Here is a 19,714-nt window from a genome sequence, read left to right on the forward strand (position 1 = left end):
TTCGCCGCCTTATGCTTACTCGATTAACCACATTACCGATGGTCGCATTGAAGCAGGTCAAATTGTGCTGCAAGAGCACAAAATGCGTAAGATTGAGAGTAAATATCACTCTCAAGGCGATGAGCGTCCAGCTTGGACTGACGTGATGGGCATGACCAACAGCACAGGTGAGTTCTACTCAACAGGTAGTTCGCAACTTATCATGCTGCCAACAGAGCGTGACGAATACTCAGTGCAACGCCCAAGAATGCATGGACAAATATTGTGATGCCAAACTATCAGCTTCGTAGCGCGGGTGGTTACTTTGATGGCGTTCGTATTATGACCCGGGTGAAGAAACGACTTCGTGGTTCAAAACGCAGCGTTTAGGTGGCTTGGGGACGAGTGGTGTATCAATTGTTAGCCGTGATACCAATGTGTTGTCATTTAACATGGCAGCGTTCGGTGATGCTGCAGCAGACGGTATTCTTGGTTATGCGGGAAGTTCCATACGGCCTAACACTTAATGGTCAACCTACATCGCCTTATCAAGGCACTCGACTGCTGGACCATGGCTCGAACGAAGTGAGCTTAACAATGCGTTCTTATTTACGTGGTGTAGGCGAGCGTTCACCAGTGAATGATGCAATGGGGTCGTTGTATCAAGGCACGTATACATTCATGACTGACGAAACAGTGCAAGGTGTGCAACCAATCCTGATGCCAGTCGTTGATGTGCCAGTCGATATTCACAACAGCATGACTGCGGGCGAGCCTGCGCATATTAAACTTTCTGGTGTGCTAGATGGTGTAGGTGAAGTGTCACTGGCAGATGTGAAATTGCAATATGGCTATGGTCAAGAATGTGCATTGAGTGATATTCCAGCATACATCTACTGCCCTGTATTCACTAAGTTCGCACCTGAAAGCTGGGTGGATGCAGAAATTAAACAAGTCGATGGGCAGTGGGTTGCTGTTGTACCAAACGACGCACCTGCGGGCGACTTTGTTCATCTACGCATTGAAATGGCTGACTACGGTACAAGTACCGCTGAGCAGTTAACAATGCGTGCCTATATGCTTAAGTAAGGTTTCATTTCCTTGAGCATTTAAAGCCGACGCTAACGTCGGCTTTTTTCATTGTTACAGAAGCTCTATTTGCACTTGTTCTTCACACTTCACCGAAAAATACTCGTCATCTGAAACAGGTGTTAATTCAGGAAACAGTGACATTATGCTATTAGCAGCACTTGCTTTTTCAACACTTCTCTCAAACAATGCTCTGCGATGATGCTCTTTGACCTCATACCCTTGCTCTTTGATGCGCTGTGCTATCGCGACATAATTGCCAGAGTGCAACGAAGTGCCATCACCCATGGTCATTCGAAGTGGAGTAAATCCTTGGATCAGATAGTAAAGAGGATCTAACTCAGAGTCGGAGGGCTCTAAATACTTTTGTATCGCTTCATACTGCTCAGCGATGCCTCTCCTTGCAAACACATTTGCAAGTTCCCGAGCTACCTGTGGTGTGAAGTCATCAGCGTGTTCTAACCAAGGCGTCAGCGCCGTAAATCCTGCAAAGTGAGCCACTAATTCGCTATCATGGATATCGAACCTTATGCCTTGATTTTCCAGTAGGGTGATGATTTGTTCTTGTGTTACTTGGTCATTTTTAGAAGCGTGAGTACCCATTGCTAACGCAATAAAGCTTTTCTCTCTGTTTGACAGTGCTGACACATCAGCGCCTCCTAAGTCAGCACGTTTAATTTGGTCCGCACTCACGTGCTCTCTAAGCCAAGTCATCGTGTTTCTTATTTAGCGCTGAAATAGTCCCTTGCGATTTTGAGTGTGTAGTAGAGGATGTGCATTCGGCGAATTCTGGCGACTTCACAACACGTTGCGTAAACTCATCTTGCTGATATGAGAGCCATTGCTCGGGTGTTTTTGTTCTTTTATTCAGCCAGCTCTGATTCCCGTCGCACGCCTCGAGCATCGCATTATCTTGCGCACTCAATGTGGGTAACTCACCAAACTCTGCAACTAATTCTTCGTCTGCGTCTAGCAGAGCCTCAAAGTCATCGATACTAATGTGAATACCGATCTCTTTAAGTTTCCTCGCTGCTGTTTGTGGGACGTCACCGTGAAACAGTTTTTGGCTCGCCCAGTTTCTATCTGAGAGGCCACTGAGAGCTACTAGCTCTGAAATTTGTTCAGAGTTTTGCGTTAGGTCATGATGTCCAGCTACGAAGCTCAATACCTCGTAGGTTGAAAAAGCGAGCACACCACTTTGCTCGTAAACCGCTTTTGGGTAGCGTCTTGCTAGTGCTAGTGCAGTATCAGCATGTTGAGAACGTAATAAAGCAACGAACAGTCGGTTAATGGGAGAGATTGAGGAATTAAGCAATTCTTCTGGAATGTTTTTTAATGCCTCATCTATCGCATACATTATATCAGCGCCAGTGGCGCGATCAGCCAATGCTGCCTCAACCCCTGAGAAATTCACCTCGCTCCACATTTGTCCAAGCTGTGGGGGAGAAGCGCTTACTTGTTGCCTTGCGCTATATTGTGTGACGATTTCATCGATAGTTTTAAGGATGTCCTCACCGGTCTTATACATGTCCACCCGTTTATCACTCAGATTGTTTGATGTCGGCTTATTGTCCATATCAAAGGCTCTGAAAATGTAAGCTTTTAACGCATGTTGATGGGTAATAACGTCTTCAGTAACTATCACTGTTCTTAGCCAATCGGCCGCAAATTCCAGTTGTTGACTGCGAGCAGTCATTGCCTTTGCTATCTCTTGTTTATCATGACCTTGGGCATATAACCTCCATGCAGTTGGGACCAGAATTCGTTTAGGTGCGCGTAGATATATGTCCCTTTGTTTATCTTGCACATCCCAACATGCCGATTGCTCTGGTTTTTGAGTGGGAAGTGGAACAAGTTCAAATTTGGGCTTTTTCTCAGGTGGTTCTTCTTTGTGAGCGGTTGGTTTATCTACAATCAACACATCTTGAGTATTCATGGGGGTTTCTAAAGAAATAGATTCGGGCTGAAACAAAAAATAGCCCACACCTAGCGTAACGGGTGTTATCCAAAGCAAATGTTTTTTCACGTTTAGTCCTTTTTCTTGTTATTGGCACCGAACAGCAAAATACGCATCTGGCTGAGTCACTGTCAGCTCGGGATAAATTGCTATCAAGGCTTGATACTGTTCAGGCGCATCAATTTGCCATTTCATCATTTGTCGCAAGTGATGGCTTTGGACCTGCGCGCCGCTATTCATTAGGTAAGTTAAAAATGGCCCGGCTTGGTCTTTGGGCACGTTCTTATAAATCGGAAATCGATGCATGTATGGGACACTGGCTAAATGAGCGTACAAAGGGTCAATAGTATTGCTTTGAATATCCAAATACGGCTCTACAAGCTGGTATTGTGCGAGATCCCCTTTTTTTGCAATGGTGTTGGCCAGGCCAAGTGCATCCGCTGCGGACAACTGGGTGAATTGTTTTAGCCACACATTCAGCGCTTCTTTACCTACATAGGCAGAAAAAGCCTCACTGTTGTGTGGATTAGGGGTCAGGTTTGCTGCAGCCAGTTTATTGATTATCGCTTCATTACTGAAACCTTCGCGTAAACCATATTGAGTAAGCGCAAGACCGACAGCAGAGCGTTCAGCTTCGGATAGCTTCGAGAGAGTAAGGTTATCTAGTTCAAGACGCCTTAATTGCGCAATCGTCTTGTTTTGGTTTATTAAAATGTCGTGTGTACTTTGCTGCAGCGTGTGCCCAGAGACCTGTTTGGAATCAAAGCATGCTTTGTATTCAGCGGAGGCCTTCACCTTTTTTACAAAATCGCTGTCCTCAAATTCATTCCACTGAGAGACTGACAATGAACGCTCTGCGAGCCATTTTCGCGGCGCTAGGCAGGCATCAAGCTGTGCTTGCAAAGAGCTGTCCAACTGCGCTGAGCCACTGATAGACAACTGGATTGTGAGGTCATTGGTCGGAACTGCTTCCGAAGGTAATACTGAAACTGTAATCCCTTGAGCTTTCAGCGTATCTAAATTAACGCCATTTGGTAAAGAGGCATGTTGTATTAGGTATTTGGTTTGTCCATCAAGACCACTTGCGGCAATAAGTTGCTCCATAATGACAGCGTCTTGCGAGGCTGATGGGAAGGTTTGAAAATGCTTGAGCACCTGTTGTTGAATGGGGCTAACAAACAGTGACTCATGACGAAATGATTGTGGGTATTTTTGCATCAGTACAGCGGCAGCTTCGGTTTTTCCCGTTGATAGTAGCTCAGCCACAAGCATGTTCACTGGGCTCAGTTGCGCATCATTGAGCAACTCAGCTGGCACATGTGCAACCAACTCGGTTACGCGCTCTACGAGCAACGAAGTAACAGGGTTTTCATGGAGTTGTTTTCTGAATTTAGGATAATCCAGCGCTGCACGATTGAGGGAGAATAAATGATAGTTTAAAACACCAATGCCAGCTTGCTTTGGCAGCTCGGTCCGCTCTTTTAAAGTCGCTAATTGATTGTCTAGCCGCTCAAGTTTTTTCTGGTCTGCGCCGCTGCTGCGCAACATCTCCTTGTGATTGCCCACTAAGCGCTCAATTGATGCCCATTTCTGTTTAAGTGCACTACGCAGTTGTACTTGCTTACGCCAGCTTTCCCAAATTTGCAAATTGACATCAGCTGCAATGAGTGCGCGGGTGACTTCATCAATGCTTGCGCCATGTTTAAGCGCAGCGTCTGCTTGGTCAAGGTATTGCTTATGTTTTTGTTGCGCGGTGTTAAACGACTCTTTAAATACATTTTGGCATTGCTCAAAATCTTCAAGAGGCTTAGGCGCGGGTGTTGGAGTGAAGGTTTTTTTGGTCGCTTTTGGATTGGCGATTGTGGTGTGGGTAGTTGATGCTTGCGGCTTTGTGTTAAACGCTGTGTGAGATTGCTTTGAATCGGCAGTACTCTGCCAAAAATAAGCGCAGGTTGCTGATATTATTACTAACGTCAAAGCGATTCGTTTTTTCATTTTCATCCCTGTAAGCCACTTGCCACTAGCTTCTATTGTTTTATTTTTTAGTATGAATAACAACCACTTTAAAAGTGAAATTATTAACTACTGCGTATTCATTAACTAGTAAAATACAGCACAGCGTTGGCACTATTAGACACAGCGCCTATATCTGATTGTCACACTTAAGAGCGAAGTAATTATTTGGGTTGCTGACAGTGAGTTCAGGAAATTGCTCGACAATTTTCTGATATGTTTGTGCATCTGATACTTGCAGCTTAATCATTTGTCTTTCATGGTGATTTTGTACCGAGTAACCTGTTTCAAGAAGGTATTTTAAGAATTGCGCACTTGAGCGTTGACGGTTGTCCATCACGAATGGGTCGCGTTGGAGCAAGTAATAGAGCGGATCTTAGCTGTTGTGAGTCTGGTCGCACAATAAACGGCTCAATTAATTTATAATCCGCCAGCGACCCTTTTCGGGCGATGACGTTAGCGAGTTTTAAGGCGCTGTCCGGTCGCAGTTCGGTTACATTCTCAAGCCACATGGTCAGCTCACGCTGGTTTACAAATTCAGACAACACAGCCGTAGAATCAAAAGAGGGAGTCAGTCCCATGTTTGCTAAGCGATTGACAATCTGAGTCGGCAATATTTCCTCATTGATACTTGCTAACGACGTTGCAACGAGTGCCAACCCAGTGCGTTCGTCATCGGACAGTGACGACACATCGATATCATCCATGGTGAGATTTTGCCATTGCTCAATACCTTTGCCTTCGCCCATTATCTTACTGGCGACACTCATAACAACCGCTTTTCCATCAACAGCTTGGGTGTTTTCACAGGCGTGAAACTCAGGAGAATTGATGACGTTGTCGATAAAAGGTGATTCAGCATACTGTTGCCACTGATGGGGCGTTTTTGTGCGCTCAGCCAACCATCGTTGTTGCGATTTGCAGGTATCGAACTCACCTTGCTCTTGTTCGCTAAATTGATGATTACTCTCAAGTGTAATTTGCAGTGGGGGCGACTCGAGCGGCACCGATGAGAATGGGCTGACATTCAACTTAATGCCTTCGTTTGCAAATAGCGCGGTGTTAAGTTTCATTTTCGCATGCGAGTCGTCTGGCAAATAGCGGTGTATACGATTGAGGTCAACTGCGTCAAGTAATTGAGTGACTTGGTTTTTGTCTTTGCGAGCCGAGGTATAGAAGGTTAAAGACTCAATAGTCACTTGCTGAAACCGATTGATAAACAAAGAATCATTTTTAAATGCCTGCGGGTAGCGCTGTGCAAGCATTGTTACGGCGTCAGTTCTGCCGGTTAAAAGCATTGTACCGACAAGGTGATGAATGGGGGAGAGCGCCGGAGAATTAACCAGCTGTGAGTCAATCCCTTCAAGGATACGTAAAGCGCTATCAACTAACACGGTGGTCGGAGTATCCGAGAATGACGCTAATTGGATATCACGCATTTCAATTGTAGCATTGTATATATAGTCGAGGTTTAAATGCGGCGTATTCCCCAGCGGCTGGTGGCGTTAGCAACGATTATATCAAGTGTTCTTAATTGAGATTGCAACAGCTGGGTGAGCTGTTGCTGTTCATCCGTGGTGGCGTTTTCTGGAATGTTTGATTCTATAAAGCGCTTGATAGCGTGTTGGTGTTTGATTGTCGCTTCGCGATTCTGCGTACGAATTCGCCAGAGGTCAGTTGTTACCCAATCAACGCCGCTGTGTAAAAGGGCAAGGGTAATATTATCAACACTGTCACCTTGCTTTCGAAGTTGTGATGCAATGGCAAGGTATTCGTTGTTTCTACCTCTGTGTTGCTCGTAATAGCTGCTTTGAAGTTGCTCACAACGCTCGGAAGAAACAAAAATTTCTGGCTTGGGGGGCGGTTCAAATTCGTTGTTTTGAACATTAGGCGATGCACTGCTCACTGTTGGCTTTAATTCCGAGGAAGATGCTGCGCTTTTTTGTATTTGTGCCTGTTCGTGTGCAGGAGTTTCCCTATTAACCATGAAATAAATGAGAGTTAAAACGACTACCAACACCAAAGCGCCTATAAAACCCAGCTTTTTCATATTCATCCTTGTTCGCACAACTAACCCACTTCATTGTTCAATTTTTGAGTTGTAAAAACAACCCACTTCAACACGTTAGTATTTTATAGTCATTAATTTCTAGCGGTGTATCGACCCCTTCGAAGAGACAATAGCTGCAAAGCTTGCTATTTACAGTATCAGTTGTAATATGTGTTTGTAGTATAATATTAACAGATAAAGTAATACGACTTATGACGCTTCCAACATCACAATCAGCGCACGCGGTGCGCATTCTTGCCGTTGACGCGGTGCAAAAAGCAAAATCAGGCCACCCAGGTGCGCCAATGGGGATGGCTGATATCGCCGCTGTGCTTTGGCAAAATTTTTATCGCCACAATCCGAGTGATCCTACTTGGGCTAACCGTGACCGCTTCGTGCTTTCAAATGGTCATGGCTCAATGCTGCAGTATGCACTACTGCACTTAAGTGGGTATGACGTTAGCATGGACGACTTACGCAACTTCCGTCAACTGCATTCAAAAACGCCGGGTCACCCAGAGTACGGTTACACACCCGGTGTGGAAACAACGACGGGCCCGCTAGGTGCAGGTATCGCTAACGCAGTAGGTATGGCGATTGCTGAAAAGACACTGGCTGCGCAGTTCAACAAACCAAACTTCGACATTGTCGATCACTTCACCTATTGCTTTATGGGTGATGGCTGTTTGATGGAAGGGATCTCGCATGAAGCATGTTCACTAGCGGGTACTTTGGGCCTTGGTAAATTGATCGCGTTTTGGGACGACAACGGTATTTCTATCGATGGTGAAGTAGAAGGCTGGTTCTCTGATGATACACCGGCACGCTTTGAAGCTTACGGCTGGCAAGTGATTCGCGATGTTGACGGTCATGATATGCAGGCCATTAGCGATGCCATCAGTGCGGCACAAGCTCAGTCAGATAAACCAACGTTAATTTGCTGCAAGACCATCATCGGTTTTGGTTCGCCAAACAAATCTGGCTCACACGATTGCCATGGTGCTCCACTGGGCGATGAAGAAATTGCGGCTGTGCGTGAGCAACTTAATTGGCCGCATGCGCCATTTGAAATGCCAAGCGAAATTTACAATCAGTGGAGTGCGCAAGCGCGCGGTCGTGAGCAACAATCACAGTGGCAGAGCCTTTTTGCTGCATACGAGAAAGCCCACCCAGAATTAGCGGCACAATATACTCGCCGCATTAATGGTGAATTACCGGCTGATTTTAATGATAAAGCGGATGCCTACATTCGCCAGTGCCAAGAAAACATGCAGAATATCGCTACGCGTAAATCATCACAAAACGCGATTACTTTCTTTGCTAATGAACTGAGTGAAATTATCGGAGGTTCTGCGGATTTAGCAGGCTCTAACTTAACTCTATGGCCACAAGCAAAGGGCATTCAAGAACATGATGATGGTAACTACGTATTCTACGGCGTACGTGAGTTTGGTATGAGCGCCATTATGAATGGGATTGCTTTGCACGGTGGCTTTGTTCCATTTGGCGCTACGTTCTTAATGTTTATGGAATACGCGCGCAATGCAGTGCGTATGGCCGCGCTAATGAAAGCCAAAAGTGTGTTCGTGTACACTCACGATTCAATTGGCCAAGGTGAAGATGGCCCAACGCACCAACCGATTGAGCAACTTGCTAATATACGTATGACGCCTAATTTAGCAACATGGCGTCCGTGTGATGAAACCGAGTCAGCAGAAGCGTGGCGCCAAGCGCTCGTCCGTCAAGATGGCCCATCAGCGTTAGTATTCTCACGCCAAGGTACACAAGCGGTAGCGCGTAGTGAGCAGCAAGTGAAAGATATCGCCAAGGGGGGTTATGTTCTTAAAGATTGTGAAGGCAACCCAGAAGTCATCTTGATTGCGACAGGCTCTGAAGTAAATCTGGCCCTTGATTCAGCTGCAGCGTTGACCGAGCAGGGTAAGGCCGTGCGCGTGGTATCAATGCCAAGTACGACAGCTTTTGACGCACAATCACAAGAATACCGCCAAAGCGTATTGCCAAAAGGTGTTGCTAAAGTCGCAATTGAAGCGGCGCACAGTGACTTTTGGTACAAGTACATTGGTGACAATGGTGATGTAGTGGGTATGCAAAGCTTTGGTGAATCTGCGCCGGGTAATGTTCTGCTGGAACACTTCGGTTTCACCGTTGAAAACGTTGTGACTAAGGCTAAAGCGTTATTGGCTTAGTTCAGGCCTAGCTTCAGTTTGGTGAGGGCGACGTGAATCGTCCTCATTACATATAAAAAAGCCCGAGGCGCTAACTCTCGGGCTTTTTGTATATTGGGATCGTGTACTGTCTATTTAGGTAGACGACGTTTTATTAGATAAGTTCAGCCAACATTGCTTCAAGTTTTTCTTGGTCTACTGCAAATTGGCGAATACCTTCAGCCAATTTTTGTGTCGCCATCGCATCTTCGTTCATTTGCCAGCGGAAAGCCTGCTCACTAAGGGCTTGTGGCACCGCTTTAACTTCATTTGTCGCGTGTAGCACTTGCGTGAGAGGTTCATTGTTATTGGCTAATTCCTCCAACAGCGCAGGGCTGATGGTTAAACGGTCACAGCCAGCTAGCTGTTGAATCTCACTGATATTGCGGAAACTCGCGCCCATTACTACGGTGCTGTAGCCATGCTCTTTGAAGTAGTTGTAGATACTCGTGACTGATTGCACGCCTCGATCATTGGCGCCACTGAAGTCTTGCTCAGGTTGGTCGTTTTTGTACCAATCAAGAATGCGACCAACAAACGGAGAAATCAAATAGGCACCCACTTCTGCGCAGGCGCGTGCTTGAGCGAATGAAAATAGCAGCGTGAGGTTACAGCGGATGCCTTTTTCTTCAAGGTATTTTGCTGCTTGTATACCTTCCCACGTTGAGGCGATTTTAATCAGTACACGTGAGGTATCGATATCTTGCTCCTGATACAGGGCAATTAGTTGCTCAGCTTTTTCAATCGTTGCTTGGGTATCAAAAGACAAACGTGCATCCACTTCTGTAGAAACTAGGCCAGGCACTTGCTGCATTAATTTGCTGCCAATCAACACCGATAATTTGTCGGCTGCTAGTTTTACGGTTTGCGCATTGTTTTTACCTTGACCTTTCGCCCACGCGACAGCTTCGGCGCCTAATGGCTGATACTTTTCAATTTGCATCGCCTTAAGCAACAAAGAAGGGTTGGTTGTTGCGTCTTGCGGTTGGTAAACCTTAATTGCTTCAAAGTCGCCGGTATCGGCAACCACGGTAGTCATTTTTTTAAGCTGTTCTAACTGGCTGGTCATAACGAGTTCCTGTCCTGAGTGTGGATCAATGCGTTGCATTGCGTGCGCTTTAATGAAGTTAATTTGTATTTATATATTACCTTTGCAATATTACATTATTGATATTATCATACAATTAAAAGTGATGAATAATTTATAAGAAATCATTGAAGGTACTTATGTCTCGATACACGTTAGGGTTGGACTACGGGTCTGATTCGGTTCGAGCTCTGCTGGTTGATGTAGAAACTGGTGAAGAGATCGCAACTAACATGGTGAACTACCCGCGCTGGGCGCAGGGTCTCTATTGCGAGCCAAGCAAAAACCAATTCCGCCAGCATCCACAGGATTACATCGACAGCTTAGAGCAAGTAGTGAATGGTCTTTGGAACCAAGCGCCTGCAGGTGCTGCTGATAAAGTCATCGGGATGGCATTTGATACAACTGGGTCAACACCTGTCGCTATCAATGCTGAGGGTACACCGTTGGCATTGACCCCAGAGTTTGAGCACAACCCTAACGCGATGTTCGTGTTGTGGAAAGACCATACAGCGGTGCAAGAAGCAGCGGAGATCACCGCGGCCGCGACCAACAATGACGTCAATTATCTCGCCTACATGGGCGGCATTTATTCATCAGAATGGTATTTCGCTAAAGCCCTTCATGTATTTCGCCAAGACCCCGCAGTAAAAGCTGCGACATACACTTGGATAGAACATTGCGACTGGATCACGGCTTTGATGTGTGGCACCACTCATCCACGTCAACTTGAGTTAGGTCGATGCGCAACAGGTCATAAAATGATGTGGAATGAAGCATGGGGTGGATTCCCGCCGAATGAGTTTTTCACATCAATTGACCCACTCCTAGATGGTCTTGTGGAAAAGCTCAATGGCGCGACACAGCCGAGCGACCAAGTAGCTGGCAAGCTGACCGCCGAATGGGCTGAGCGTTTGGGCCTACCGCAGGGCATTGTTGTTGGCTTTGGTGCGTTTGATTGTCACATGGGCGCGGTTGCGGCCAATGTCCGTCCGGGTGTGTTGACAAAAGTCATGGGTACATCGACCTGCGATATTACCGTTACAAGCAAAGAGCAGTTAGGCGATACCTGCGTTCGTGGTATCTGTGGTCAAGTTGATGGCTCTGTGATCCCAGAAATGATTGGCCTTGAGGCAGGCCAGTCAGCATTTGGGGATTTATATGCATGGTTCAAAAACTTACTTGCATGGCCACTGAAACAACAAACTGGGTTGAGCGCGGAAGAGCAGACGTTGCTCGAGAATATCGAAGACAACATGTTGGTCGAACTTTCTCGTGCAGCCGCATCGCTACCGGTGAATGAAAAAGATGTCACCGCCCTTGATTGGGTGAACGGTCGTCGTACTCCTGATGCCGATCAAACCGTTGCAATGGCACTCACGGGTCTGAAGATGGGTACTGATGCCCCAAAACTGTTCAAAGCGTTGGTTGAAGCAACCGCCTTCGGTGCGCGTGCAATCACAGAACGTTTTCGTGATGAAGGCGTACCAATTGAATCGGTTGTTGTGATTGGCGGTATCTCTAAGAAATCAGAATACGTAATGCAAACCTGCGCAGACGTTTGGAATTGCCCAATTGATGTATTAGAGAGTGAGCAAAGCTGTGCTCTCGGTGCGGCAATCATGGCCGCAGTTGCAGCGGGTGCGCACAGCGATGTAGCCAGTGCGCAACGAGTGATGGCGTCACCTGTTTGTCAGCAATACCAACCTAACCCAGAACGTGTCGCGATATACGATGAACTTTACGCTAAATATCAAGCGCTTGGCGCCTATGTTGATAGAGGTACGGCATGAGCTTTGTAGAACTTAAACGCGAAGTATATGAAGCAAACATGGAGCTGCAAAACCGTGGCTTAGTGATTTATACCTTCGGTAACGTGTCGCAAATCGATCGTGACAAAGGTGTGATTGCAATTAAACCTAGCGGTGTATCGTATGACCAAATGAAGGCGGATGACATGGTGATTGTTGATTTAGACAACAACATCGTTGAAGGTTCTATGCGCCCATCATCAGACACCAAAACCCATGTGCATTTATATCGTCATTTTGATGCGATTGGCGGGGTGACACACACGCACTCGACCTATGCCACAGCATGGGCGCAAGCAAAGCAAAGCATTCCTTGTTTAGGCACCACGCACGCCGATTATGTTCACGGCGACATTACTTGTACTCGCGAACTAACTGACGAGCAAGTAAACGGTGACTACGAACTTGAAACAGGCATTCAAATTACTGATGCCTACTTAGACAGAGACCCGATGGCTGCACCTATGGTGGTGGTTGCCGGACATGCGCCTTTTACCTGGGGTAAAGATGCGTCGCAATCTGTTTATCATGCGGCCCTATTAGAAGAAATCGCCCGCATGGCATACCTAACACGCACCCTTGACCCGCGCAGCGACGTGCTGAAGCAGTCGGTCATGGATAAGCACTATTTACGTAAACACGGTAAAAATGCCTATTACGGCCAGAGCAAGTAACGCCGCCGTGGCAATATAAAGAGGATACTCACATGACGACAATGACGAAAGAAGTATGGTTTGTCACTGGCTCACAACATCTTTATGGTCCTAAGGTGTTGGAAGAAGTTGCTCGCGATAGCGACGCAATTGTTGCTGGCCTAAACGAAGCTGCAAACTTACCAGTTAAATTGGTGTGCAAACCAACGGTTAAATCACCAGAAGAAATCCACGCTGTATGCCAACAAGCAAACAGCAACCCAGACTGTATTGGTTTGATCCTATGGATGCACACTTTCTCACCTGCGAAGATGTGGATTGCTGGATTGAATGAGTTGCGTAAGCCGTGGTTGCACCTGCATACGCAATTTAATGCGGCATTGCCTTGGTCTGAAATCAACATGAACTACATGAACACACACCAAAGTGCACATGGCGATCGTGAGTTTGGTTTTATCGGCACCGTGATGCGCAAAGAGCGCAAAGTGGTGGCGGGTCACTGGCAGCGCCCTGAAGTGCAAGCGCAAATCGATGATTGGTGCCGTGCAGCAATGGGTTGGAACGAAAGCCAAAACCTAAAAGTGGCGCGTTTTGGCGACAACATGCGCCAAGTTGCCGTAACTGAGGGTAACAAAGTATCAGCGCAAATCACTTTTGGTTATGAAGTACATGCCTTTGGTTTGGGCGACCTTGCGAAAATCGTTGACCAAGTCAGTGATGAAGACGTTGCGGCACAGCTTGAAGTGTACAAAAACGACTACCACATCCCGGCAGAGACTTTGGCAGACGATTACAAAGTGAACATGCTGAAAAACGAAGCACGCCTTGAGCTAGGTATGCAACGTTTCCTAGATGAAGGCGGTTTTAAAGCATTCACAAACTGTTTTGAAAACCTATCTGGCCTAACCGGTCTTCCGGGTTTGGCAACACAGCGCTTAATGGCCAAAGGCTACGGTTATGGTGGTGAGGGCGACTGGAAAACAGCTGCAATGGTACGCATCATGAAAGTGATGGGTGAAGGCCGTGAAGGTGGTTGTTCGTTTATGGAAGACTACACCTACAACATGGGTAGCACGGACCAAGTTTTGGGGGCGCACATGTTAGAAGTGTGTCCGTCAATTGCGGCACAAAAACCAACGCTTGATGTTCACCTACACACCATTGGCATGCGTTGTGATGTGGCGCGTTTATTGTTTACGGGCAAGCCGGGTCCTGCTATTAACGTATCGCCAATTGACCTAGGTAATCGTTTCCGTATCATTATCAATGAAGTTGATACAGTAGAGCCGCCTGCGGCACTGCCGCACTTACCTGTGGCATCTGCATTGTGGGAGCCAAAACCGAATTTATCAGTTGCATCAGCCGCATGGATCCATGCTGGTGGCGCGCACCACACGGCGTATAGCCAAGCGGTAACAACGGATATGATCGTTGATTTCGCGGAAATGGCGGGTGTTGAAACTGTGGTTATTGATGATGCAACAACCATTCGTGGTTTGAAGACCGAGCTACGTCATAACGCTGCTTACTATGCGCTTAAAAATGGCCTGTAAGCCAAGCGAATGAACGAATAAGCCAAGGGTTTTCCCTTGGCTTTTTGCATTTAAAAACAGGAGTAGTGATGAAAGACCTCAGCGCCTATGACGCCATTATCTTTGATATGGATGGCACCCTAGTTGACTCAATGGGCTCGCATTTAAAAGCATGGGAGCAGGTTTGCATTGAATACGGCTACCCGTTTGACTATGAGTACATGCACTCGCTCGGTGGTGTGCCAACCAAAGCAACCGTGGCACTACTGAATGATCAATATGGGTTGAACCATGACCCTGATGAGATTGCCATTCGAAAGCACCAATTTTGGCTGGCTATGGATCACGACCCAACGCCTATTGCAGAGACATTCGCAGTGTTCGAGCACTACCATGGCAAGATGCCTATCGGTGTAGGCACGGGCGCAGAGCGTTCCCATGCAGAGGAGTTACTGGCAAAACATGGCTTATTGCCACGACTCGGTGCGCTAGTCACTGCCAGTGACGTTACCCATGGTAAACCGCACCCAGAAACATTCGTGAGTGTGGCATTACAACTCGGTGTAGATCCAACGCGTTGCGTGGTGTTTGAAGACACTGACATCGGCAGACGTGCTGCAATTGCCGGAGGTATGGATTGCATTATGGTCAAAAACGGTAAGATTCAACCTTAAATTCACGTGCCAACAAATTAAGCAATTTGCCGGTGATTAGTCGCTTCTTTGCAACTTTTCACCGCGATAACCTTGCATACCTTACTATATTTGTAATATAAAAGTATAAAATAAATATAAAAGGCGACTACAATGTTATCTAACACAGCTATGAGCGAGCGCTTTAACAGCCTCACACAATTTAGAAACTCACTGAGCAAAGCCAAAAATTATGCGCCAAGATTCGCCATGGTCGGCGTGTTGATGTCATTTGTAGTGCCCAATGCCTTTGCTCACCAAGGAGATGCTATGAACTCAGTGCCTACGGCTACGATGCAGCAGTTCGATACCCTCGCAGACAGTACCCCGATTAATAAAGTCACTCTGACCAATGCCAATGGGGTTGAGGTCGATGTGATCAGCTACGGTGGCATTATTACCCGCATTGCGACACCCGATGCCAAAGGCAAGAGCGGCAATATTGTTCTGGGTTTTGATAATGTTGCTGATTATGTGGCGTCAACAACGTACTTTGGTGCAATCATAGGCCGCTACGGTAACCGTATCGCAAATGGTAAATTCACTTTAAACGGCACAGAGTATCAATTGGCCAAGAATGATGGTGACAACCACCTTCACGGCGGTGTCCAAGGTTTCGATAAAAAAGTATGGCAAATGCAGCCTTTCACCACAGCTAATAGCGCGGGTGTGAAGCTGACGTTGTTGAGCCCTGATGGCGACCAAGGCTATCCAGGTAACCTTGCCACCGAAGTAACCTACACATTAACTAACAACAACTCATTGGACATGCAATTTGTCGCGACTACAGATAAACCCACCATAGTGAATATGACCCAGCACAGCTACTTCAACTTGGCGGGTAAGGGCGATATCTTAGACCATCAATTACAAATCAATGCTGAGGCGATGACACCCGTTGACGGTGGTTTGATCCCAACAGGAGAGATCACGTCTGTTGCAGGCACCGCATTTGATTTTCGTAAGATGAAAGCGATTGGTAAAGATATTGATACCAAGGATGAACAACTTAAATTGGGTCAGGGCTATGACCATAACTTTGTGCTCAAAGACGTTGCTGATGGGCAACTAATTGAAGCGGCTAAGGTGTATGAACCAGAATCTGGGCGCACTTTGACTGTTCTGACAGAAGAGCCATCAATCCAGTTTTATTCTGGTAACTTTTTAGATGGCAGCACAGCTCAGCCTGGGCTTAAGCACAATTTCCGCAGTGGTTTTTGTTTGGAGCCACAGCACAATCCGGATTCACCAAATCAGTCGCATTTTTTATCGACGGTATTGCATCCGGGCAGCGTGTACTCAACACGTATCGTCTACCAATTTGGTGTTAAGTAAACACATAATCACCGCCGCGACGGGCATTTAGCGGCGGTGTTTTTTTATTCACACAATGAGTTTCCTATGATTAAAGCAACAACAAAGCTACGAACAAGCTTACTCAGCACTGCAGTATTAGGCAGCCTTTTGCTGGGTGGCTGTGCGTCAACCAACGAAGATGCGTCGCAAACATCTGCGCAGGTCGTGCCAACACAGGCTGCGCCAATTCAAGATAATGGTATTTTCACTAACCCACTGTTTCCAAATGGTGCCGATCCATGGTTAGAGTACTGGGATGGCAATTATTACCTCACCACGACGACGTGGACTTCAGAACTAGTGATGCGTAAATCGCCAACGCTTGCTGGCCTTGCTGATGCGACGCCAATCAATGTGTGGTCAGATACCGACCCTAAACGTTGTTGTAATTTCTGGGCATTTGAATTTCATCGTCTGAAAGGACCTGATGGGTATCGTTGGTACATGATGTACACAGCGGGCCAAGATGGCACCCTCGATCATCAGCACTTAAATGTGCTTGAAAGTGCAGGCGACGACCCGATGGGTCCATACGAATACAAGGGTGCGTTAATGCCCAATGTATGGAACATCGATGGTAACTACCTTGAAAAAGACGGCAGATTATATGTGATTTACTCACAGTGGCAGGGCGATCAGCAGCTCAATATTATTGCCGAAATGGAAAACCCGTGGACGTTGAAAAAAGACACGCAACATGTGGTGCTTACCCGTCCAGAGTTGGATTGGGAGATCAGTGGTCGTAAGGTAACTGAGGGGGCGGAAATCCTTCAACACAATGGCCGTACCTTTATGACTTACTCAGCGAGTTTCTGTAATACGCCGGATTACAAGTTAGGCTTGCTTGAGTTAGTGGGCGATGACCCAATGAATATCGACCATTGGAAAAAGTTTGATGAACCTGTGTTTAGCCGCACAGAAGAAGTCTTTGGACCCGGCCATAACGGTTTCTTTACCTCGCCAGATGGTAGTGAGGATTGGCTCGTATACCATGGTAATGACTCGGTAGAGCACGGCTGTAGCGCGACACGTTCATTGCGCGCGCAGAAGTTCGATTGGAATGACGACGGCACCCCACACTTTGGTAAACCAATTACTCCAGGTGTAGAAGTGGCACCACCTTCTGGTGAATATGGGCCTCTTGTGACGCGTGTTCAAGGTCAACGCTATCATCTAGTCAATGCGACAACCAACTTATGTTTGGACATCGCATCAGACCCGCAAGACCCTAAAGCGGTGCAGCGTCAATGTACTGGTACGAATGGCCAGTGGGTACTCGATGCAACGACTGATGGTTATATTCGTTTAGCGAATCGCGAAGATTCTAAATTCCTCGAAGTGGCGCAATGCGCAGTGGCCGACAATGCCAAAGCGCAGTCTGCTGCTTGGCGTAACACTTATTGCCAGCAATGGCAGGTTGCTCCTGCGTCTGACGGTAATGTGACGATCACTAACCGCTACTCAGGCAAGCCACTTGCAATAGCAGGCTGCTCAAGTGCACAAAACCAAGCTGTACTGCAAAGCAACGAGCAAAGCGCCTGTAATCAATGGCAACTACAGCCAGTGGGTGAAGTTGTGGTGTTGAATCAGCAAAGCGGCAAAACCCTTGCTGTAGCCGATAGCAGCGCAAAAGCGGGCGTGAATGTGGAGCAACAAGCCTACACGCACAGTGATGCACAGAAATGGCATTTTGTACCAACCGATACCGGCTATGTCAGCTTGAAAAACAACTTACAAAGCGATACCTGTGTGGCTGTAGCGAGCAATGCTGTAGTGCCAGGCGCGAATGTTGAAATGGCGGCATGTAGCGAGAAAACGGCGCAGTGGCGCATCAATCCAGTGACAGGTGGCGGTGTGATGCTTATCAATCGTTATACCAAGCAAACGTTAGGCCTAAGCGATTGTGGCTTGGCTGAAAACACCAATTTCGCGCAGCAACCGGAGTTGGCGACGCGTTGCCAAGTGTTCCATTTACGCGAGCCAAATTAAGTAAATTATTGTTGCCCAAAAGAACAAAAGCCACTGCAATGCAGTGGCTTTTTTTATGGTGATTAGACAGCTGGGATAAACTGCTTCCACCAATACTCGTTATTGTGTGTTACGCCCAATGTGACAACCACACCCACCTCTGGGGTTAGCAAGTTCACCTGCTCTTTGTTCGCAGCGACAGTGACTCGCTCGAGTGGCTCATACCATGCGTGAAATGCCAAATCGAATGTACCATTGTGAATTGGCATCATGTGCTTGCCGCGTACATCTAAATGCGCTTGCACACTTTGCTCCGGCGTCATGTGAATATCGGCCCAATCTTTATCGTAAGCGCCTGTTTCAATGAAGGTTAAATCAAACGGACCTAAGCGTTCACCAATAGCCTTAAAGCCGTCGAAATAACCGGAGTCACCACTAAAATAGAGCTTCTCATTGTCGCTATTAATCGCCCATGACCCCCATAAAGTGGCGTTGGCATCACCGAGTCCACGACCTGAAAAATGTTGCGTTGGTGCAAATGTGAAACTCAAATCCAAGCCCAGATCGCGGCGACTTTGCCACCAATCAAATGACTCAATTTGCTTAGCATCTATGCCCCATTTCTGTAAATCGCCTTCCACTCCTAAAGGCACCAAAAATGCACCTGTTTTTGCGGCCAATGCCTTCACCGCTTCTTTATCAAGGTGGTCATAGTGATTGTGTGAAATCAACACATAATCAATGTGCGGCAATTCATTAATATCAATCGGCGTGTCATGAAAACGCTTTGGGCCCATAAACGAGAAGGGGGATGCACGCTCTGCAAACACTGGGTCTAGCAACAAGTAGCGCCCCTGCGTTTTTACCAGCACAGATGAATGCCCGAGCTTGATAACATGGGTTTGGTTGTTGCTCAGTGCATCCAAATCAGCACGCGTGATGGTGTGAACGGGTAAGTCGGCGATTGGCTGAGCATTTTTCTTCGTCTCGGTGAAAAAACGCCAAAACAGCTCGGCACGTTCTTTACCTGTTTTTTGATTGACTGGCTTATCATTTTTGAAGCGGCCATTACTGTATTGGCTAGATTGATAGCCTTGTGAGTCGACTGTTGCGTCAAGTCCCGAAACCATTACACACCCTCCTAACGAAAGAATTATCGCTGTTGCTAATGCAACCCATCTCTTTTTCATAGTGAATACCCAAAAGTAAACTACACGGTGCAGTTTACACTTTAAGATAAAAAAGTAAACTGTGTAGTGCAAAAAATTGTAAACACGGATAAACTAGGGCGCAGTGGAGAAG

General features: G+C 46.7%; 16 protein-coding genes. 9 read left to right on the forward strand and 7 right to left on the reverse strand.

The window, feature by feature from the left end; genetic code table 11:
• Together ACH19P_RS15395 and ACH19P_RS15400 are read left to right on the forward strand one after the other, a co-directional pair.
• Positions 1 to 268, forward strand: a 268-nt coding sequence (locus ACH19P_RS15395; RefSeq protein ID WP_462159484.1) for a hypothetical protein, incomplete at its 5' end; no start/stop codon positions are given.
• A gap of 101 nt (positions 269 to 369) precedes the next feature.
• Positions 370 to 1,068: a peptidase gene (locus tag ACH19P_RS15400; RefSeq protein ID WP_462159485.1), complete on the forward strand. Its 699-nt coding sequence runs from the start codon at positions 370 to 372 to the stop codon at positions 1,066 to 1,068.
• 54 nt (positions 1,069 to 1,122) lie between these two features.
• Here ACH19P_RS15400 and ACH19P_RS15405 read toward each other — a convergent pair whose 3' ends face one another.
• From ACH19P_RS15405 to ACH19P_RS15425, 5 genes are all read right to left on the reverse strand, one after another.
• A complete protein-coding gene (locus ACH19P_RS15405; protein WP_462159486.1) occupies positions 1,123 to 1,782 on the reverse strand; it encodes a hypothetical protein in 660 nt (219 codons plus the stop codon).
• Positions 1,769 to 3,094 (reverse strand): hypothetical protein, encoded by a 1,326-nt coding sequence (locus tag ACH19P_RS15410; protein ID WP_462159487.1) that lies wholly within the window; start codon positions 3,092 to 3,094, stop codon positions 1,769 to 1,771. The genes ACH19P_RS15405 and ACH19P_RS15410 overlap by 14 nt, the downstream gene beginning before the upstream one ends.
• An 18-nt stretch (positions 3,095 to 3,112) precedes the next feature.
• Complete coding sequence (locus ACH19P_RS15415) at positions 3,113 to 5,020, reverse strand: hypothetical protein (RefSeq protein ID WP_462159488.1); 1,908 nt, start codon at positions 5,018 to 5,020, stop codon at positions 3,113 to 3,115.
• 305 nt (positions 5,021 to 5,325) lie between these two features.
• Complete coding sequence (locus tag ACH19P_RS15420; RefSeq protein ID WP_462159489.1) at positions 5,326 to 6,477, reverse strand: hypothetical protein; 1,152 nt, start codon at positions 6,475 to 6,477, stop codon at positions 5,326 to 5,328.
• 32 nt (positions 6,478 to 6,509) lie between these two features.
• Positions 6,510 to 7,088 carry a hypothetical protein gene (locus tag ACH19P_RS15425; protein ID WP_462159490.1) on the reverse strand — a complete coding sequence of 193 codons (579 nt, stop codon included), beginning with the start codon at positions 7,086 to 7,088 and terminating at the stop codon, positions 6,510 to 6,512.
• A gap of 212 nt (positions 7,089 to 7,300) precedes the next feature.
• Between ACH19P_RS15425 and tkt the strand changes: the two genes are divergently transcribed.
• Positions 7,301 to 9,295 (forward strand): transketolase, encoded by a 1,995-nt coding sequence (tkt, locus tag ACH19P_RS15430; protein ID WP_462159491.1) that lies wholly within the window; start codon positions 7,301 to 7,303, stop codon positions 9,293 to 9,295.
• Positions 9,296 to 9,428: 133 nt separating this feature from the next.
• On the opposite strand, the gene tal is transcribed toward tkt, so the two are convergent.
• Positions 9,429 to 10,382, reverse strand: a complete 954-nt coding sequence (gene tal / locus ACH19P_RS15435) for a transaldolase (RefSeq protein ID WP_462160183.1) — start codon at positions 10,380 to 10,382, stop codon at positions 9,429 to 9,431.
• A gap of 158 nt (positions 10,383 to 10,540) precedes the next feature.
• On the opposite strand from tal, the gene ACH19P_RS15440 reads away from it, so the two are divergent.
• The 6 genes from ACH19P_RS15440 to ACH19P_RS15465 all read left to right on the forward strand — a co-directional run bounded on the left by ACH19P_RS15440 (position 10,541) and on the right by ACH19P_RS15465 (position 18,433).
• Entirely contained in the window at positions 10,541 to 12,193 is a 1,653-nt protein-coding gene (locus ACH19P_RS15440) for a ribulokinase (protein ID WP_462159492.1), read from the forward strand.
• Entirely contained in the window at positions 12,190 to 12,885 is a 696-nt protein-coding gene (locus tag ACH19P_RS15445) for an L-ribulose-5-phosphate 4-epimerase (protein ID WP_462159493.1), read from the forward strand. Before ACH19P_RS15440 ends, ACH19P_RS15445 begins: the two co-directional genes overlap by 4 nt.
• Before the next feature lie 32 nt (positions 12,886 to 12,917).
• A complete protein-coding gene (araA, locus tag ACH19P_RS15450; protein ID WP_462159494.1) occupies positions 12,918 to 14,417 on the forward strand; it encodes an L-arabinose isomerase in 1,500 nt (499 codons plus the stop codon).
• A gap of 68 nt (positions 14,418 to 14,485) precedes the next feature.
• The gene (locus ACH19P_RS15455; RefSeq protein WP_462159495.1) at positions 14,486 to 15,070 is read left to right on the forward strand and encodes a beta-phosphoglucomutase family hydrolase; all 585 of its coding nucleotides are present in this window, start codon (positions 14,486 to 14,488) and stop codon (positions 15,068 to 15,070) included.
• A 132-nt stretch (positions 15,071 to 15,202) separates the two neighbouring features.
• Positions 15,203 to 16,423, forward strand: coding sequence for an aldose epimerase family protein (locus ACH19P_RS15460; RefSeq protein ID WP_462159496.1), 1,221 nt, complete (start codon positions 15,203 to 15,205; stop codon positions 16,421 to 16,423).
• Between the two features lie 66 nt (positions 16,424 to 16,489).
• Positions 16,490 to 18,433: an RICIN domain-containing protein gene (locus ACH19P_RS15465; RefSeq protein ID WP_462159497.1), complete on the forward strand. Its 1,944-nt coding sequence runs from the start codon at positions 16,490 to 16,492 to the stop codon at positions 18,431 to 18,433.
• A 62-nt stretch (positions 18,434 to 18,495) separates the two neighbouring features.
• Here the strand turns inward: ACH19P_RS15465 and ACH19P_RS15470 are convergent, their stop codons facing one another.
• Positions 18,496 to 19,602: an MBL fold metallo-hydrolase gene (locus ACH19P_RS15470; protein ID WP_462159498.1), complete on the reverse strand. Its 1,107-nt coding sequence runs from the start codon at positions 19,600 to 19,602 to the stop codon at positions 18,496 to 18,498.
• Positions 19,603 to 19,714: the final 112 nt, after the last annotated feature.

The sequence above is a fragment of the Pseudoalteromonas sp. GB56 genome (assembly GCF_054923835.1).

Bases quoted from the DNA above. Each gene is read 5' to 3' on its own strand.
- ACH19P_RS15405 (WP_462159486.1), bottom strand. From the start codon at position 1,782: ATGACTTGGCTTAGAGAGCACGTGAGTGCGGACCAAATTAAACGTGCT.
- ACH19P_RS15425 (WP_462159490.1), bottom strand. From the start codon at position 7,088: ATGAAAAAGCTGGGTTTTATAGGCGCTTTGGTGTTGGTAGTCGTTTTA.
- ACH19P_RS15440 (WP_462159492.1), top strand. From the start codon at position 10,541: ATGTCTCGATACACGTTAGGGTTGGACTACGGGTCTGATTCGGTTCGA.
- tal (WP_462160183.1), bottom strand. From the start codon at position 10,382: ATGACCAGCCAGTTAGAACAGCTTAAAAAAATGACTACCGTGGTTGCC.
- ACH19P_RS15455 (WP_462159495.1), top strand. From the start codon at position 14,486: ATGAAAGACCTCAGCGCCTATGACGCCATTATCTTTGATATGGATGGC.
- ACH19P_RS15445 (WP_462159493.1), top strand. From the start codon at position 12,190: ATGAGCTTTGTAGAACTTAAACGCGAAGTATATGAAGCAAACATGGAG.
- araA (WP_462159494.1), top strand. From the start codon at position 12,918: ATGACGACAATGACGAAAGAAGTATGGTTTGTCACTGGCTCACAACAT.
- tkt (WP_462159491.1), top strand. From the start codon at position 7,301: ATGACGCTTCCAACATCACAATCAGCGCACGCGGTGCGCATTCTTGCC.
- ACH19P_RS15465 (WP_462159497.1), top strand. From the start codon at position 16,490: ATGATTAAAGCAACAACAAAGCTACGAACAAGCTTACTCAGCACTGCA.
- ACH19P_RS15420 (WP_462159489.1), bottom strand. From the start codon at position 6,477: ATGCGTGATATCCAATTAGCGTCATTCTCGGATACTCCGACCACCGTG.
- ACH19P_RS15460 (WP_462159496.1), top strand. From the start codon at position 15,203: ATGTTATCTAACACAGCTATGAGCGAGCGCTTTAACAGCCTCACACAA.
- ACH19P_RS15415 (WP_462159488.1), bottom strand. From the start codon at position 5,020: ATGAAAAAACGAATCGCTTTGACGTTAGTAATAATATCAGCAACCTGC.
- ACH19P_RS15470 (WP_462159498.1), bottom strand. From the start codon at position 19,602: ATGAAAAAGAGATGGGTTGCATTAGCAACAGCGATAATTCTTTCGTTA.